We start from the raw sequence: 16,915 nt of genomic DNA on the forward strand, positions 1-16,915 counted from the left end.
CCTAAGCCTCCACTTTTTCGACGGCGACGGCGGGTTCGGCCAGGTCGGCAGGTTCCGCAGCAAGGTCCACGGTCAGCGTTTCACCCTTGACCAGGTCCGCGTTCCCCAGCAGGGCGTCCACCACGTTCTGCGGTGCCGTCACCGTGGTGCGGATCCGGTCGCTGACGTTGAGTCCGGCGTCCTTGCGGGCCTGCTGGATGGCGCGGACCATGTCGCGTGCCAGGCCTTCGGCCTCGAGTTCCGGTGTGACCTCGGTGTTGAGGACCACGAAGCCGCCGCCCGCAAGCACTGCGACGGACGCCGAACCGCGGTCGGATTCTGCCACGACGGTCTCCAGAGTGTACTCCTGGGGTTCCAGCTGGAGCCCACCCGCGGTCACGACGCCGGCATCATCCACGGACCAGTCACCGGACTTGGATCCCTTGATGGCCACCTGGACGTTCTTGCCCAGGCGGGGTCCGGCAGCGCGGGCGTTGACCACCAGCTTCTGCTGGATGCCGAACTCCTCGGGGGAAGCAGTGGCGGCGTCCAGCAGCCGGACCGAGCGGATGTTGAGTTCGTCCGCGACGACGGCGGCGAAGCCCTCCAGCGCATCGGCACCGGGTGCCACCACGGTGAGTTCCTGGAGCGGCAGGCGGACACGCAGGTTCGCTGCCTTGCGCAGGGACGAACCGGTGGAGCAGATCTGCTGCACCCGGTCCATGGCCTGGACCAGGTCCGGGTTGGCCGGGAACAGTGCGGCGTCGGGCCAGTCCGCCAGGTGCACGGAGCGGCCGCCGGTGAGCCCGCGCCAGATTTCCTCGGTGACCAGCGGCAGCAGCGATGCGGCGGCACGGGAGACAGCCTCCAGGGCGGTGTACAGGGCGTCGAAGGCGTCCCGGTCCTCGTCGAAGAAGCGCTGGCGGCTGCGGCGGACGTACCAGTTGGTGAGCATGTCCAGGTAGCTGCGGAGCTCGTCGCACGCACCGGAGATGTCGTAGGTGTCCAGCTGCCCGGTCATGTTCCGCACCAGCTCGCCCGTGTTGGCGAGCAGGTACTGGTCCAGGGTGTCCGTGTACCCGTCGTAGCGCAGCTGAGCGTCATAGCCGGCGCCGTCGTTGGCGGCATTGGTGTAGAGCGTGAAGAAGCTGTACACGTTCCACAGCGGCAGGATGACCTGCCGGACGCCGTCGCGGATGCCCTGCTCGGTGACGATCAGGTTGCCGCCGCGCAGGATGGGGCTGGACATCAGGAACCAGCGCATGGCGTCCGACCCGTCGCGGTCCAGTACTTCGGACACGTCCGGGTAGTTGCGCAGGCTCTTGGACATCTTCTGCCCGTCGGACCCGAGCACGATGCCGTGGCTGATCACGTTCCGGAATGCAGGCCGGTCGAACAGGGCCGTGGAGAGGATGTGCAGCATGTAGAACCAGCCGCGGGTCTGCCCGATGTATTCGACGATGAAGTCTGCCGGGTTGTGGGTGTCGAACCAGGCTTCGTTCTGGAACGGGTAGTGCACCTGGCCGTAGGGCATGGAGCCGGAGTCGAACCAGACGTCCAGGACGTCCTCCACCCGGCGCATGACGGACTGGCCTTCTTCGGGCGTGCGCGGATCATCCGGGTTGGGACGGGTGAGTTCGTCGATGAACGGGCGGTGCAGGTCCACCTGGCCGTCCTTGTTCAGGGGCAGCCGGCCGAAGTCGGCCTCGATTTCCGCCAGTGAGCCGTAGACGTCGGTGCGGGGGTATTCGGGGTCGCTGGACTGCCACACCGGGATGGGGCTGCCCCAGTAGCGGTTGCGGCTGATGGACCAGTCACGGGCGTTTTCCAGCCACTTGCCGAACTGCCCGTCCTTGACGTTGCCGGGGATCCAGTTGATCTCCTGGTTCAGTTCGGACATCCGGTCCTTGAACTTGGTGACCTCTACGTACCAGGAGGAGACGGCGCGGTAGATCAGCGGGTTGCGGCACCGCCAGCAGTGCGGGTAGCTGTGCTCGTAGCTTGCCTGCTTGACCAGCCGGCCCTGGGCGCGCAGGACCTGGGTGATGGGTTTGTTGGCCTCGAAGACCTGCAGGCCCACGATGTCGTGGAGGTCGCCGTGCTTGAACAGGGGCAGGAACTTGGCGCCTTCATCCACGGACAGGATCACCGGGATCCCGGCTTCCTCGCAGACCTTCTGGTCGTCCTCGCCGTAGGCGGGGGCCTGGTGCACGATGCCCGTGCCGTCGGTGGTGGTGACGTAATCGGCCGCCAGGAAGCGCCAGGCGTTCTCCATGCCGTACTTTTCGTTGTCGGCAAAGTCATGCCACAGCGGCTCGTAGGCCAGGCCCTCCAGCTCTGCGCCGGTGTGGGTGGACACCACGGCGGCCTGCGCGGCTTCGAAGCCGTCATAGCCCAGGTCCTTTGCGTAGCTGCCCACCAGGTCGGCGGCCAGCAGGAAGCTGCCGGTGACGGGCGCGTCCGCGGACGCAGCCTTGATGCCGTTCGGACCGGCCGGCAGTACGGCGTAGGTGATGGAAGGGCCGACGGCGAGCGCGGCGTTGGTGGGCAGGGTCCAGGGCGTGGTGGTCCAGGCGAGCGCCTGGACGCCCGCGAGCTGCTTCGACAGGTCCGACTGCCCGGCGGTGATGGGGAACGTGACCGTGACGGTCTGGTCCTGCCGGTTCTTGTAGACGTCGTCGTCCATGCGGAGCTCGTGGTTGGACAGCGGCGTCTCGTCCTTCCAGCAGTATGGAAGCACGCGGTAGCCGTTGTAGGTCAGGCCCTTCTCGTGCAGCTGCTTGAAAGCCCAGAGGACCGACTCCATGTACTCGACGTTGAGCGTCTTGTAGTCGTTGTCGAAGTCCACCCAGCGTGCCTGGCGGGTGACGTAGCTGCGCCATTCGTCGGCATATTTCATGACGGATGCCCGGCAGGCGTCATTGAACCTGTCGATGCCCATGGCTTCGATCTGGGTCTTGTCGGTCATGCCCAGCTGCTTCATGGCTTCCAGTTCGGCGGGGAGCCCGTGGGTGTCCCAGCCGAAGCGGCGCTCGACGCGCTTGCCGCGCTGGGTCTGGTACCGGCCCACCAGGTCCTTGGCGTAGCCGGTGAGGAGGTGGCCGTAGTGCGGCAGTCCGTTGGCGAAGGGCGGGCCGTCGTAGAACACGAACTCGTTGCTGCCGGGTTCACCGCCGGGGGCGTCGGCGCTGCGCTGGTCGATGCTGGCCTGGAAGGTGCCGTCCTGGTCCCAGTACTTCAGGATGCGCTCTTCGATCTCCGGGAACCTCACGGAGGCGGACACAGCGGCACCGCCGACGGACGACGCGCTGGTGGAAGTACTGGCTGAGGCCTTGGGGTAATACGTCATGTCGACATCCTGGGTTGAGCTTGGCGAACTGCCGGCTTGCGCCTTCTGTTCCGTTCAGGATGCGAGGACGGCTTCCGTGTTGTCCGCCGGACTCCACGCTCACCGCGGTACCACCTCACTTACCGCGTTGCGCGTTCCGGAAGGAACGTACGCGACGACGGCCACTCATTACTGCTGTGACGGGCTTACCCGTCCGGTTCTACTGGCGCGTACCGGGGATGCCAGGTTCGACAAGCCCGTCCGCGTGTTCTTCCGGAAGCTCACCGGTGATTGCCGGGTCATAGCCGGTTTCGATTCTACTATCCATCGGGCGAAGGTTTCCATTCAGCACGCCCGCTTCCCGCCGGCAGTCCCTACAATCGGAGGCATGAGTGACGCGGCCCCGGTCCCGCCCGCCCGGCTTCGTGGCGCCCGGGCATTCCGCTGGGCCTCGGCAGCCGCCGCCGCTCCCGTTGCCCTGATTGGCTTGCTGCGCGCGATTCCCGCTGACTGGCCTGTGCTGGCCGTGCAGTTGCTGGCCTTTGTTCCCTGGTTCACGGTGCCGGCCGCCGTGGCCTTCCTGCTGTCCATTCCCGCGCGCAGCAGGCCGCTGCAACTGGTGACCGCGGCGCTCCTCGGTGTCCAGGTGCTGTGGCTGTTTCCCCCGGCGACGGCTGTGCCCGAAACTGCCCACGCCGGCCAGCCGGTGGTGGAAGTGAAGGCCATGGCCATCAATGCGGAGTTGGGCAGGGCGGACGCGGCCGGCATCGTGGGCCTGGTGGAGGAACACCAGGTGGACCTGCTGGTGGTGGCGGAATACACCCGGGAACTGGCGGACAGGCTGTCCGCGGCAGGCTTGCCAGGCCTGCTCCCCCAACAGGTAGAGCATCCCTGGCGCAGGGCCGGGGGCGCTGCCATCTTTTCCTCGCTTCCGCTCCGGGAGGTGGGGGTTGTGCCCGACAGCCCGTTCACGATGCCCGTGGTCAGCGTCGACCTGTCGGCTGCGGGGCAGGAAGCGGCCCTGCGGGTGGTGGCCGTCCATACCCTCGCACCGGTGGATGACGGCCTGGCCCAATGGCGCAGCGACCTGGCGGCACTGGACCGGATCGACGCCGGGGCGGGACCGCTCCTGCTGGCGGGCGATTTCAACGCCACCCTCGACCACCGGGAGTTCCGGGAACTGCTGGCAGGGGGCGGCGGGACAAGGCCACTGGTGGACGTCTCCGCAGCCGCGGGCAGCCGCCTGGTCCCCACCTGGCCGATGCGCGGCTTCTACCTTCCCGGGGTGACGCTGGACCATCTGGTCACGAGCCCGGACATCACGGGTTCGAACTACTCGGTCCGCCGGGTGGCGGGCACGGACCACGCCGCCGTCCTGGCCACGTTGGCGGTCCGGGTGAAGTAGGCCTGGTCCTGCCCGCCCGGGCTAGCCCTTCCGGATGAGCTTGTAGTTGGAGGCCTGGGCCACCGGCCGGATGACAATCTGGTCCAGGTTGACGTGGTGGGGGGCGCTGACAGCGTACCGGACCACGTCCGCCACGTCCCCGGCCGTCAGGGGCTTCTCCACTCCCTGATAGACCTTGTCCGCAGCCTGCCGGTTTCCGAGCCGGTTGAGGGCGAATTCCTCGGTGTGGACCAGTCCCGGCGCAACTTCGATGACGCGGACGTTGTGTTCGGCTTCTTCGAGCCGCAGCGCCTCGGTCATGGCACGCTGGGCGTATTTTGCGGCGTTGTAGCCCCCGCCGCCTTCGTACGCTGCAAGGCCGGCGGTGGAGGTGAGGTTCAGCACCGTTCCCTCCCCGTTTGCACGCAGCATGGGCAGGAAGGCGCGGGTCAGCTTCATGGTGCCCAGGACATTCACCCGGTACATCCAGTCCCAGTCCTCCGTGCTGGCCTCCGCGATCCTGTCTGCGCCCCTGGCACCACCGGCGATATTGATGAGGGTGTCGATGCCGCCTGCTTCGGTGACCCGGCTGAGCAGCCGGGACACGTCCTCGTCCACGGAAATATCAGCAGGAATAGCGATTGCTCCGGTTTCGGCCGCCAGTGCCTCAAGGCGGTCCGCCCGGCGGGCGACGGCAAAGACTGTCCATCCGCCGGATGCCAGGGCGCGCACGGCGGCTTCCCCGATCCCGCTGCTCGCGCCGGTCACCAAAGCTGCTTTCTTGTGCACATCGTCAGTCATGGCACCACCCTAGCCGCCCGCTGCCCGAAGCCTGTCCGTCAGGACCCGGCAGCCGTCGTCGTCCGCCGGCGGATCGTAGATCCGTTTTACAACGAAGCCGGCTCCTTTGGCACCCATGGGCGGCATGCTGGTCCGCCGCGGTTCTGTGCGATGCAACGGAGCATGAAAGAATTGCCCAATGGCTGAAGACACGCAGGGTACAGACACGCCCACCACCGCCCCCATCAACGTTCCTGACAAGCCGGCCCTCGAGGGCCTCGAAGCTGCTCTGACGCAGCGCTGGCTGGCCGAGGGAACCTACAAGTTCAACCCCGACACCACCCGGGAGCAGGTCTACTCGATCGACACTCCCCCGCCCACCGCTTCGGGGTCGCTGCATGTGGGGCACATGTTCTCCTACACCCAGACCGACGTGCTGGCCCGCTACCAGCGCATGACCGGCAAGAACGTCTTCTACCCCATGGGCTGGGACGACAACGGCTTGCCCACCGAACGCCGGGTGCAGAACTACTACGGCGTCCGCTGCGACCCTGCCATCCCCTACAACCCGGACTACCGCCCGCCGGCCCAGCCGGCCAAGAACCAGCGGGACTTCGACGTGGTCTCCCGCCGGAACTTCATCGAACTGTGTGAAGAACTGGCAGTCGAGGACGAGAAGGTCTTTGAGAACCTGTTCCAGACACTGGGCCTGTCTGTCGACTGGAAACTGACGTACCGGACCATCGACGACAATTCGCGCGCCGCCTCCCAGCGTGCCTTCCTGGCCAACCTCGCTGCCGGCGACGCCTACATGGCCGAGGCCCCCACCCTGTGGGACATCACCTTCCGGACCGCCGTGGCGCAGGCCGAACTCGAAGACCGCGAAGTGCCCGGCGCCTACTACCGCTACCCCTTCTTCACCGAGGACGGGGAAAAGATTTACATCGAGACCACCCGTCCCGAGCTCCTGGCTGCCTGCGCGGCGCTCGTGGCCAACCCTGACGACGAACGGTACCAGCCGCTGTTCGGCAAGAAGGTCACTTCCCCCGTCTTCGGCGTCGAGGTTGAGGTCAAGGCCCACCCGCTCGCTAAGGCGGACAAGGGCTCCGGCATCGCCATGGTGTGCACCTTCGGCGACCTGACGGACGTTACCTGGTGGCGCGAACTCCAGCTGCCCACCCGCGCGATCGTGGGCCGCGACGGCCGGATTGTCGGGGAAACCCCGGAGTGGATCACCACCGACGCCGGCCGTGAGGCCTTCGCGAAGATCGCTGGCAAGACGGTCTTCAGCGCCAAGGAAGGCGTGGTGGAGCTCCTGGCCGCCGCGGACCTCCTGGAGGGTGAGCCGAAGAAGATCATGCACCCGGTGAACTTCTACGAGAAGGGCGACAAACCGCTCGAGGTTGTCACCTCCCGGCAGTGGTACATCCGCAACGGCGGCCGCGACGAGGACCGCCGCGAGCGGCTGATTTCGCGCGGCCACGAGATCGACTTCCACCCCTCCTTTATGCGCTCACGCTACGAGAACTGGATTTCGGGGCTCAACGGCGACTGGCTGGTCTCCCGGCAGCGCTTCTTCGGCGTGCCCATCCCCGTCTGGTACCCGCTGGATAATGCAGGCAACCCAAACTACGACGCACCCATCGTTCCCTCGGATGCGCAGCTTCCAGTGGACCCGATGGCCGACGCCGCACCGGGCTACGAGGAATCCCAGCGCGATGTGCCGGGCGGCTTCACCGGCGACGCCGACATCTTTGACACCTGGGCCACGTCCTCGCTGACTCCCCAGATTGTGGGCGGCTGGAGCCGCGACGAGGACCTCTTCGCCAAGGTCTACCCGTTCGACCTGCGCCCGCAGGGCCATGACATCATCCGGACCTGGCTCTTCTCCTCGGTGGTGCGTGCCGACGCACTGCAGAAGAACGCGCCGTGGAAGCACGCTGCGATCTCCGGCTGGATCCTGGACCCGGACCGCAAGAAGATGTCCAAGTCCAAGGGCAACGTGGTGGTTCCCACCGACGTCCTGGACGAGTATGGTTCCGATGCCGTCCGCTACTGGGCAGCCTCCGCCCGTCTCGGCGCCGACACTGCGTACGAGATCGCCCAGATGAAGATCGGCCGCCGCCTGGCCATCAAGCTGCTCAACGCCTCCAAGTTCGTCCTCAACCTGGGGGCCACGGAAAACTCGGTTGTTCGTGCGGACCTGGCCGTGCTCACCAATCCCCTGGACCGGGCGCTGCTGGCCCAGCTCGGCGAGGTTGTGCGGGAGTCCACCAAGGCGTTCGACAACTACGACTACGCCCGGGCGCTCCAGATCACGGAGAGCTTCTTCTGGCAGTTCACCGACGATTACGTTGAACTCGTCAAGGACCGTGCGTACGGCGCGGCCGGCGAGGCCGAGCAGGCTTCGGTGCTGGCGGCCCTGGCCACCACCCTGGACACCCTGCTGCGGCTGTTCGCGCCGTTCCTGCCTTTCGCCACCGAAGAGGTGTGGAGCTGGTGGCGCAATGGTTCAGTCCACCGCGCCGAGTGGCCCACGGGGCTGGAGGTTCCCGGCGGGGACACCACCATGCTGGCCACCGTGGGACTCGCACTGAGCGGTGTCCGCAAGGCCAAGTCCGAGGCGAAGGTCAAGCAGCGCACGGAGGTGCTGTCCGCGACCATCACGGCGCCTGAGGCATTGACCGCGCAGCTGCAGGCCGGCCTGTCCGACCTGAAAGCGGCGTCCAACGCCCGGGAGATCGCCCTTGTGGCGGGCGACGGGGAGCTGACGGTCAGCGGCGTGGACCTCGCCGTCACGGACGAGCCCGCCAAGGCCTAGCACCCGATTTCGGGCAAAGGGGAAGCCCCATCAGCGTTTTGCCGTTGGTGGGGCTTCGACTTTTCGGCCATCTGGTGACGACTTGATGGTCTGGCAGGATCCTTGGACTTTCAGGTCTTCCTACCTCGTCACTGGTAGCTTGTATCTGGCTTTGCCAAAGGCTGCGTCAGATACATGTCACTGAATCTTTGGTTCCTGCGTCCCGCTTCTTTCGAAGTGGGTAAGAACCATTGTTGTCCCGGCCGGAGGCATGCGCAAGGGCCCCGGGAGAACTACAAACGAGTAGTTTACCCGCGGCCCTTTCCGCTGCCGCATGGGGCCGTTCAGTCGAATTCCGGGCGCTCCGTGCGGCTGCGCTTAAGCTCGAAGAAGTGCGGGTAGCCGGCCAGGACGGTGGTGGCGTCCCAGAGCCTGCCGGCCTCCTCGCCCCGCGGAATGCGGGTGAGGACTGGGCCAAAGAATGCCGTGCCGTTGAAGGACACGACGGGGGTGCCCACGTCCTGGCCCACCAGCGAAATGCCTTCCTCGTGGCTTGCACGGAGCTGGGTGTCGTAAGCGTCGGTAGTGGCGGCTTCCGCCAGGGAGGCGGGCAGCCCGCATTCCGCCAGCGCCTTGGTGATGACGAGGCTGCGGTCCTTTTCGCCACCGTCGTGGATCAGGGTGCCCATGGCGTCGTACAGGGCCTTGACGGTTTCCTGCCCGTGCTCCTGCTGGGCGGCGATGATGACGCGGACCATGCCCCAGGCGTTGTCCATGGATTCCCGGTAGGAGGGCTCCAGGTCCCGCCCCTCATTGAGCACGGCGAGGCTCATGACGTGCCACACCGTTTCGATGTCGCGGACGCCCTCGACTTCCCCGATCCACCGGGAAGTGATCCAGGCGAAGGGGCACAGCGGATCGAACCAGAAGTCGGCCCTGTTCTTTACGGTTTCAGACATAGCGGATCCTTCGGTGTTGGCCGCTGCCCGCGCGGCAACCACGGCTGGCAGGGGTGTTAGGAATTATGCGTGACGTCAGGCGGACTTACGCCGCTTGGCCGCATGCGGAATCATGGTGGGCTCCGCGCCCTTCAGCACAACGTCCGCGGTGATGACCACGCTGGCCACGTCCTCCCGGCTGGGGAGGTCGAACATGACCGGCAGCAGGACTTCCTCCAGGATGGCCCGCAGGCCGCGGGCGCCGGTGCCGCGTTCCAGCGCCTGGTCCGCGATGGCGTCCAGGGCGGCGTCGTCAAAGACGAGTTCCACGCCATCGATCTGGAACATCTTCTGGTACTGCTTGACCAGGGCGTTCTTCGGCGTGGAGAGGATCTGGATCAGCGCCTCGCGGTCCAGGTTGGACACCGTGGTAATCACGGGGAGGCGGCCGATGAATTCAGGAATGAGGCCGAACTTGAGCAGGTCCTCGGGCATGACTTCGCCGTAGGAGTCCACCTTCTTGCTGGCTTCGTTGAGCGGTGCACCGAACCCGATCCCCTTGCGTCCGGACCGGGAGCCGATGATCTCCTCCAAGCCGGCAAACGCGCCAGCCACAATGAACAGCACGTTGGTGGTGTCGATCTGGATGAATTCCTGGTGCGGATGCTTCCGGCCGCCCTGGGGCGGTACCGAGGCGACGGTGCCCTCCAGGATCTTCAGGAGCGCCTGCTGCACGCCCTCACCCGAGACGTCGCGGGTGATGGACGGGTTTTCGCTCTTGCGGGAGATTTTGTCGATCTCGTCGATGTAGATGATGCCCTGTTCGGCCTTCTTGACGTCGTAGTCCGCGGCCTGGATGAGCTTGAGGAGGATGTTCTCCACGTCCTCACCCACGTAGCCGGCCTCCGTCAGGGCGGTGGCATCGGCAACCGCGAACGGTACGTTCAGCCGCCGGGCGAGGGTCTGGGCGAGGTAAGTCTTGCCGCAGCCGGTGGGGCCGATGAGGAGGATGTTGGACTTGGCGATTTCGACGTCGTCGTGGTGTCCGCCGTCCGCCAGGCTTCCGGACTTGGGTGCGTGCCCGGCCTGGATGCGCTTGTAATGGTTGTAGACGGCGACGGCCAGGGAACGCTTGGCAGGCTCCTGGCCAATCACATATTCCTGCAGGAAGTCGAAGATTTCGCGGGGCTTCGGCAGTTCGAAGCTGCCCAGGTCGGCGACCTCCGCGAGTTCCTCTTCAATGATTTCGTTGCACAATTCAATGCACTCATCGCAGATGTACACCCCGGGCCCGGCAATGAGCTTGCGCACCTGCTTCTGGCTCTTTCCGCAGAAAGAGCACTTCAGCAGATCCGTGCTCTCGCCAATCCGAGCCATATGTGAACCCCTTAGTATCTTGCTGCCGAGCAGCCTTGCACCGTCGCTGGAATCATCACCAGCCTGCGAGGACCGGTTTGTGACAACATCCACTCTAGGTCACATTAGCTCCCTAGGGTGGAAGGAAAAGGCCGGTGGGGCCAAATGAACTGGCCCGCACCGGCGCTTTACGTACTGCTACCTCGTAATTGCCTGAGGCTTGATCTTGCGTGAGTCCAGGACCTGGTCGATCAGGCCGTAGGCCTGGGCTTCGTCCGCGGTGAGGATCTTGTCACGCTCAATATCGTTGTTGACCTGCTCGGACGTCCGGCCCGAGTGGCGGGCCAGGGTGTCCTCGAGCCAGGACCGCATGCGCATGACTTCCGCGGCCTGGATCTCAAGGTCCGAGGCCTGTCCGCCCTGGCCGCCGGAAAGGGCGGGCTGGTGGATCAGTACGCGGGCGTTGGGAAGGGCCAGGCGCTTGCCCGGCGTTCCGGCCGCGAGGAGGACCGCTGCCGCACTGGCAGCCTGCCCCAGGCAGACAGTCTGAATCTCCGGGCGGATGTACTGCATGGTGTCGTAGATCGCCGTCATGGCGGTGAAGGAACCGCCGGGCGAGTTGATGTAGAGGGTGATATCGCGGTCCGGGTCGGTGGACTCGAGGACCAGCAGCTGGGCCATGACGTCGTCCGCCGATGCGTCGTCCACCTGCACGCCGAGGAAGATGATGCGGTCCTCGAAGAGCTTGGTGTAGGGGTCCTGGCGCTTGAAGCCGTAAGGGGTGCGCTCCTCGAACTGGGGCAGGACGTAGCGGCTGGACGGAAGATTACCGGCGGACCACCCGAAGTTGTAGTTCATTTTCTGTTGCTCCTGATCTGAGTGTTCGTGGTGCCGGTTTAGTTCTCGGATGCTGAATGGCTGCCGGAGCCGTTCGACGTTCCGCCGCCGCCGGAGACGGAGCCGGCGTGGGCGGCGATCTTGTCGAAGAAGCCGTACTCGAGGGCTTCCGTGGCGGTGAACCACTTGTCGCGGTCGTTGTCCTTGAGAATGGTTTCCACGGTCTGGCCGGTCTGCTCGGCGGTCAGTTCCGCCATGACCTTCTTCATGTGGAGGATCAGTTCCGCCTGGATCTTGATGTCCGACGCGGTGCCGCCGATGCCGCCGGAAGGCTGGTGCATCAGGACGCGGGCGTTGGGGGTGGCGTAGCGCTTGCCCTTGGTGCCCGAGGACAGCAGGAACTGTCCCATGGAGGCGGCGAGGCCGGTGGCGACGGTGACGACGTCGTTGGGGATGAACTGCATGGTGTCGTAGATGGCCATGCCAGCCGTCACGGAGCCGCCCGGGGAGTTGATGTACAGGTAGATGTCCTTGTCCGGGTTCTCGGCGGACAGGAGGAGCAGCTGGGAGCAGATTGCGTTGGCGTTGTCATCGCGCACCTCCGAGCCAAGCCAGATGATCCGCTCCTTCAGCAGGCGGTTGTAAATGTAGTTGTCCTGGGCCGCGGGATCGACGGTCGCCATCCGGGGGGCCTCTGGGTGCTGTGACATGTTTACTTACCTCTCGCTGGTGACGGTGACATCACTGAAAATCACTACTTGGACACTAACCGGTTTCACCGACAATTTGTTCGCGCCCCGACGGCTGTTCGCTGACGGCGCACGCTGGGCGAACGGGATGCGCCCGGACCCGGGCGGGACGCGAACGGCCCCCGGATCGAGTGATCCAGGGGCCGTTATTGCGTCGTGAGAGACTAGGCCTTTGCCTCGGCCTTGTCGTCCTCGGGGGCGGTCTCGGCGGACTCCGCCTCCACAGCCTCGGCGTCTGCAGCCTCGGCCGCGGAAGCCTCTTCGCCGCCCGGGCGGACGAAGTCGCTGAGGTCGACGGCCTTGCCGTCGGTGTCGGTCACCTCGGCCTGGCCCAGGACAACGGCCAGCGCCTTGCGGCGGCGGACCTCGGAGACCATCATGGGGACCTGGCCGCTCTGATCGATGATCTGGGCGAACTGGTTGGGGTCCATGCCGTACTGGCTGGCGGTGGAGACGATGTAGTCGATCAGCTCGTTCTGGCTGACGTTGACTTCTTCCTTCTCGGCGATGGCGTCGAGGATGATCTCGTTCTGGAAGGCGCGCGCGGTGTTGGCGCGGACCTCTTCGCGGTGCTCCTCGGTGTCGTGCTCGCCTTCACCGTGGCCGTTGCCCTCCTTGAAGTGGGCTTCGAGCTGCTCTTCGACGACGGAGTCCGGAACCGGCACCTCGACGAGTTCGACGAGCTTGTCCAGGACCTTGTCGCGGGCTTCGACGCCCTGCTCCACGATCTTGGAGTCGGCGGCCTGCTTGGCCAGGTCCTCGCGGAGTTCGGCCAGGGTGTCGAACTCGGAGGCCAGCTGGGCGAAGTCGTCGTTGGCCTCAGGCAGCTCACGCTCCTTGACGGCCTTGACCACAACCTTGACCTGGGACTCTTCGCCGGCGTGGTCGCCGCCGACCAGGGTGGTGTTGAAGATGGCGTCCTCGTCGGCGCTGAGGCCGGTGACGGCCTCGTCCAGGCCTTCGAGCATGGTGCCGGAGCCAACCTGGTAGGACAGGCCGGACGCGGAGTCAACCTCTTCGCCGTCGATGGTGGCGGTGATATCGATGGTGAGGAAGTCACCGTCGGCAGCGGGGCGGTCAACGGACTTCAGCGTGCCGAAGCGGCCGCGCAGTTCGTCCAGGGCCTTGTCCACGTCTTCTTCGGAGGACTCTGCAGCGGCAACCTCGACCTTGATGCCGGCGTAGTCCGGGAGCTCGATCTCGGGACGGACATCGACCTCGGCAGCGAACTTCAGGCCGCCGTCGGTGGCGGAGGGGTCCGGAACCTCGGTGATTTCAACCTCGGGGCGGCTCAGCGGGCGGATGCCGGATTCCTGCACGGCAGCCTGGTACCAGCCGTTGAGGCCTTCGTTGATGGCGGTCTCGAGGACGTAGCCGCGGCCGACGCGCTGGTCGATGAGCTTGGCGGGAACCTTGCCCTTACGGAAGCCAGGGACCTGGATCTGCGAAGCAACAGTCTTGTAAGCCGAGTCGATGCTGGGCTTCAGTTCCTCAAAGGGAACCTCAACGTTGAGCTTGACCCGCGTGGGGGTGAGGTTCTCGACAGCGCTCTTCACGGTCTAAGTACTCCTGGGTTTGTGGGATGGGTTTCTGCAAACGCAATGTTTTTGTCCAGGCCGTGTGGTCCGGGCCGCAGAGTCGGGGTGACAGGATTTGAACCTGCGACTTCCTGCTCCCAAAGCAGGCGCTCTAGCCAAGCTGAGCTACACCCCGTTAGTGCACAGGCAAGTCTACGGTGATACGCGCCGTGTTTGCACATTTGACACGTAGCCCATGGATTAGGTTTAGTTATATCCGGCTTGGACAGCCAGCCCGGAGTTTCCAACTGCTAATGTTGCAGATGGATCTTCCTTCGGGGACGTAGCTTAATGGTAAAGCCTCAGTCTTCCAAACTGATTACGCGGGTTCGATTCCCGTCGTCCCCTCCACAGCAAAAGGACCCCCAACCGGGGTCCTTTTGCGTTAAGCCATAACCCCCGCGCCATAACCCCCGCGCCGTCCTGGGGCACTTCGGCGGCAGGGTGGCATAAACTCCCGGCCGCGGCCGGAGTGTCCGTGTCAAATTGCCCCGGGAAGGGCGCCAGCAGGCCCTTGCTACTCCTGCTGGCAGTTGGGGCACCAGTAGAGGTTGCGTCCGGCCAGTTCGGCCATCAGCACGATGGTGCGGCACACCAGGCAGGGCAGGCCGTGCCGCTTGTACACGAAATGGGCGTCCTCACGGGAGGGGAAACTGCTGCTCCTGGCCGGGACCGGCAAACCGGCCGCGGCCGCTTTGGCGGCCGTCGTTCCATCGAGGGTCCAGTACTTTGGCGGCGTGGTGATGATGCGGCCGTCGGCCACGCCGTCGTTCATGAGGGCGACGACGTCGCGCCACAGCTTGCGCGCGGCGGTGTCCGTTACGGCGGAGCCTGGCAGCCACGGGTGCAGGCGCAGGCGGAACAGAACCTCGGCCCGGTAGACATTGCCGATGCCGGCAATGATTTTCTGGTCCATCAGCAGCGCAGCCACGGGAGTCTTGCTGCGCTGCAGGTTGGCGACAAACCGTCCGGCGTCGCCGCGGCGGTTGCGGAGTGGGTCCGGCCCCAGCCTGGCCAGCACCGCGTCTGCTTCCGCAGCGGTGATGGTTTCACAAGTTGTTGCGCCGCGCAGGTCCGCCCAGCCGTGGCTGCTGGCGAGCCGGACCCGGACCGCACCCACCGGGGCAGGCGGGCCGGCATAGGCGGCATCGGCGTCGTCATCCCCGTCCGGAAAAGCTTCCTGCTCCCCCACCCTGCGGGGCGCTCCAATGCTGGAGGCCCCGGTGAAGGTACGGTCGCCGCCGAAGCTCCAGGCCCCGTACAGGCCAAGGTGGACGTGCAGCACCAGGGAGTTGTCGAAGTGCAGGAACAGGTGCTTCCCGTGGGCTTCGGCGTTGAGCAGCGTATGCCCGTCCAGGAGCGCCGCTCCCCCGCTGAACCTGCCCTGCGGGCTGGACACGGCAAGCCGCCGGCCCGCGAAAACGTCGCCGAACTGCCGGGCCAGGCGCCGTACGGAATGCCCCTCCGGCACTACTCGATGACCTCGCCGGTGGCCTCGTAGGCAGCGATCTTGCCGATCCTGCGGACGTGCCGTTCGTCGTTGCTGAAAGGCTCGGACAGGAAGGCCTCGATGAGCTCCGTGGCTTCCTCCACCGTGTGCTGGCGGCCGCCCACGGCTACCACGTTGGCGTCGTTGTGCTCGCGGGCCAGGGTGGCCGTGGAGTGGTTCCAGGCCAGGGCTGCGCGGACGCCCTTGACCTTGTTGGCTGCGATCTGTTCGCCATTGCCGGATCCGCCCAGCACGATGCCGAGGGCGTGGACACCTGCCTGCTGGTCCGCCACCACCGCGAGGGCCGCGTTGATGCAGAAGGACGGGTAGTCGTCCTGCGCATCGTAGACCTTGGGCCCGTGGTCCACCACTTCGTAGCCCTTGGCGGTCAGGTGGGAAACCAGGTGGGCACTGAGCTCCATGCCCGCGTGGTCGGTGGCGATGTGGACCCGCGGGAAGGCAGGGGTAGAGGTCACGAGCAGAATCCGTTCAGTTGGCGGCGCTGGCGGCCGGGCCGGGAGGCACCGGCCGGTGGAATGACACGGACAAGGATACTAGGACTCCGCAGGGCCGGGCTGCTGGGGTCCGCCGCCCCTGCGCGCCCTGGCGGCCACCCGGGTCAGGACCTCTGCGAGCCGGGCCGCGGAAGCCTGGCTGCCGCTGCTGACGGCGAGGCGCTGGCCGTCCGCCTTGCGCACGACGACGGCGGGTCCGCTGCTGACCAGCATCGCGGCGGTTTCGCCGTGCTTCCGGTAGCCCCACCCGCCATAGTCAGCCGCCCGGACATCCGCCGCGCTGGCGGCAGTTATGGAGCCTGCCGGGATGTCCATCACCGGCACCACGCCGGCCAGCAAAACTTTCAGGCCGCCGCGGTCCGCCTTGACCCGGGCAAACAGGAACGCTGCCCCGAAGAAGGCCAGGACCACGAGCAGGACCCCAAGCCACGGCACGGCGATGGCGATCAGCGCCGCCGGGAACAGCGAGGCGATGCCGATCATGACGAAGACGGAGCTCCTGGCATGGACCCACAGGCGCATGCTGTCCCGGGTCAGGTCCGGGTCGAGCTCCGTGGCGATGGCGGCCTGGAGCGCCCGGTCGTCGTCCGGGGACCATTGCTGGTCCGCCTTGTAGACGAAACCCATGATCACGCCGAGGGACACCGCGGCGCCGCTGCCGAGGGCAAGGACGGTCAGGTCCACCCGCGATTCGCGGGCGTCCGCCAGGCCGGCCTGGCCAACCAGGCCGGCGGCGAGGGCACTGGTGAGGAACAGCGTGAGGAAAAGCCCGGCGCCCATCATGATCCGCCGCATCACCACCGGGCGCCCCAGCGGCACGGCCTGGCAGAGGACGAGCCAGCCGAACACCACGATCATCAGGGCGCCCGCACCAACGTAGGCGCCGAACGGGGCGAAGGCCGCGCCGCCGTCGTCCGTCCAGCGGATGGCGAGCGGCTCCGGAAGGTCACGCCGCAGCAGCAAGGCGCAGAGAATGAACGCGCCGGCCAGGACAACCGGAAACCCGACGGCAAAGCGGAGGGCCTTGGCATCCACCGAATCCAGGAACTTTCCCATGCCTTAACGCTACTCCGCACCGGCCGCCGCCGTGCCTGCGCAGCACGCGGGTGTGACCCGGGCAACGTACCGGGCCGCGCAATGCAAGAATGATCAGTGCCGGAGCTGGGTACCCCCACCTCCGCAG

Annotated in this window: 12 protein-coding genes and 2 tRNA genes; 3 read left to right on the forward strand and 11 right to left on the reverse strand. The window is 66.1% G+C overall.

Translation table 11 applies throughout. The features are described from left to right. Position 1 precedes the first annotated feature (1 nt). Positions 2-3,328 carry an isoleucine--tRNA ligase gene (gene ileS / locus AC5RU7_RS00275; RefSeq protein WP_494050625.1) on the reverse strand — a complete coding sequence of 1,109 codons (3,327 nt, stop codon included), beginning with the start codon at positions 3,326-3,328 and terminating at the stop codon, positions 2-4. 367 nt (positions 3,329-3,695) lie between these two features. Here ileS and AC5RU7_RS00280 point away from each other — a divergent pair, with 367 nt between their 5' ends. Beyond that, positions 3,696-4,712 (forward strand): endonuclease/exonuclease/phosphatase family protein, encoded by a 1,017-nt coding sequence (locus tag AC5RU7_RS00280; protein WP_494050626.1) that lies wholly within the window; start codon positions 3,696-3,698, stop codon positions 4,710-4,712. A 21-nt stretch (positions 4,713-4,733) separates the two neighbouring features. Here the strand turns inward: AC5RU7_RS00280 and AC5RU7_RS00285 are convergent, their stop codons facing one another. After that, on the reverse strand, positions 4,734-5,492 hold the full coding sequence (locus AC5RU7_RS00285) for an SDR family oxidoreductase (RefSeq protein WP_494050627.1): 759 nt from the start codon (positions 5,490-5,492) through the stop codon (positions 4,734-4,736). Between the two features lie 178 nt (positions 5,493-5,670). On the opposite strand from AC5RU7_RS00285, the gene valS reads away from it, so the two are divergent. Continuing rightward, entirely contained in the window at positions 5,671-8,292 is a 2,622-nt protein-coding gene (valS, locus tag AC5RU7_RS00290; RefSeq protein ID WP_494050628.1) for a valine--tRNA ligase, read from the forward strand. 323 nt (positions 8,293-8,615) lie between these two features. Here valS and AC5RU7_RS00295 read toward each other — a convergent pair whose 3' ends face one another. From AC5RU7_RS00295 to AC5RU7_RS00320, 6 genes are all read right to left on the reverse strand, one after another. After that, a complete protein-coding gene (locus tag AC5RU7_RS00295; protein WP_494050629.1) occupies positions 8,616-9,230 on the reverse strand; it encodes a mycothiol-dependent nitroreductase Rv2466c family protein in 615 nt (204 codons plus the stop codon). Between the two features lie 75 nt (positions 9,231-9,305). Then, positions 9,306-10,586, reverse strand: coding sequence for an ATP-dependent Clp protease ATP-binding subunit ClpX (gene clpX, locus AC5RU7_RS00300; RefSeq protein WP_009372875.1), 1,281 nt, complete (start codon positions 10,584-10,586; stop codon positions 9,306-9,308). Positions 10,587-10,763: 177 nt separating this feature from the next. After that, positions 10,764-11,423, reverse strand: coding sequence for an ATP-dependent Clp protease proteolytic subunit (locus tag AC5RU7_RS00305; RefSeq protein WP_494009401.1), 660 nt, complete (start codon positions 11,421-11,423; stop codon positions 10,764-10,766). Between the two features lie 38 nt (positions 11,424-11,461). Beyond that, positions 11,462-12,085, reverse strand: coding sequence for an ATP-dependent Clp protease proteolytic subunit (locus tag AC5RU7_RS00310; RefSeq protein ID WP_494009452.1), 624 nt, complete (start codon positions 12,083-12,085; stop codon positions 11,462-11,464). 230 nt (positions 12,086-12,315) lie between these two features. Next, positions 12,316-13,707 carry a trigger factor gene (tig, locus tag AC5RU7_RS00315; protein ID WP_494050630.1) on the reverse strand — a complete coding sequence of 464 codons (1,392 nt, stop codon included), beginning with the start codon at positions 13,705-13,707 and terminating at the stop codon, positions 12,316-12,318. A gap of 82 nt (positions 13,708-13,789) precedes the next feature. Next, positions 13,790-13,864 (reverse strand) — tRNA-Pro (locus AC5RU7_RS00320). A gap of 141 nt (positions 13,865-14,005) precedes the next feature. Between AC5RU7_RS00320 and AC5RU7_RS00325 the strand changes: the two genes are divergently transcribed. Then, positions 14,006-14,079, forward strand: a tRNA-Gly gene (locus tag AC5RU7_RS00325). A gap of 166 nt (positions 14,080-14,245) precedes the next feature. On the opposite strand, the gene AC5RU7_RS00330 is transcribed toward AC5RU7_RS00325, so the two are convergent. The 3 genes from AC5RU7_RS00330 to AC5RU7_RS00340 all read right to left on the reverse strand — a co-directional run bounded on the left by AC5RU7_RS00330 (position 14,246) and on the right by AC5RU7_RS00340 (position 16,788). Next, complete coding sequence (locus AC5RU7_RS00330; protein ID WP_494050631.1) at positions 14,246-15,199, reverse strand: Fpg/Nei family DNA glycosylase; 954 nt, start codon at positions 15,197-15,199, stop codon at positions 14,246-14,248. Further along, positions 15,199-15,693 carry a ribose-5-phosphate isomerase gene (locus AC5RU7_RS00335; protein WP_494050632.1) on the reverse strand — a complete coding sequence of 165 codons (495 nt, stop codon included), beginning with the start codon at positions 15,691-15,693 and terminating at the stop codon, positions 15,199-15,201. The genes AC5RU7_RS00330 and AC5RU7_RS00335 overlap by 1 nt, the downstream gene beginning before the upstream one ends. 78 nt (positions 15,694-15,771) lie before the next feature. Then, complete coding sequence (locus AC5RU7_RS00340; protein WP_494050633.1) at positions 15,772-16,788, reverse strand: hypothetical protein; 1,017 nt, start codon at positions 16,786-16,788, stop codon at positions 15,772-15,774. Positions 16,789-16,915: the final 127 nt, after the last annotated feature.

The sequence above is a fragment of the Arthrobacter sp. K410C genome (assembly GCF_059090105.1).

Excerpts from the sequence above, each read along its gene's own strand:
- ileS (WP_494050625.1), bottom strand. The coding sequence starts at position 3,328 with ATGACGTATTACCCCAAGGCCTCAGCCAGTACTTCCACCAGCGCGTCG.
- AC5RU7_RS00280 (WP_494050626.1), top strand. The coding sequence starts at position 3,696 with ATGAGTGACGCGGCCCCGGTCCCGCCCGCCCGGCTTCGTGGCGCCCGG.
- AC5RU7_RS00285 (WP_494050627.1), bottom strand. The coding sequence starts at position 5,492 with ATGACTGACGATGTGCACAAGAAAGCAGCTTTGGTGACCGGCGCGAGC.
- valS (WP_494050628.1), top strand. The coding sequence starts at position 5,671 with ATGGCTGAAGACACGCAGGGTACAGACACGCCCACCACCGCCCCCATC.
- AC5RU7_RS00295 (WP_494050629.1), bottom strand. The coding sequence starts at position 9,230 with ATGTCTGAAACCGTAAAGAACAGGGCCGACTTCTGGTTCGATCCGCTG.
- clpX (WP_009372875.1), bottom strand. The coding sequence starts at position 10,586 with ATGGCTCGGATTGGCGAGAGCACGGATCTGCTGAAGTGCTCTTTCTGC.
- AC5RU7_RS00305 (WP_494009401.1), bottom strand. The coding sequence starts at position 11,423 with ATGAACTACAACTTCGGGTGGTCCGCCGGTAATCTTCCGTCCAGCCGC.
- AC5RU7_RS00310 (WP_494009452.1), bottom strand. The coding sequence starts at position 12,085 with ATGGCGACCGTCGATCCCGCGGCCCAGGACAACTACATTTACAACCGC.
- AC5RU7_RS00340 (WP_494050633.1), bottom strand. The coding sequence starts at position 16,788 with ATGGGAAAGTTCCTGGATTCGGTGGATGCCAAGGCCCTCCGCTTTGCC.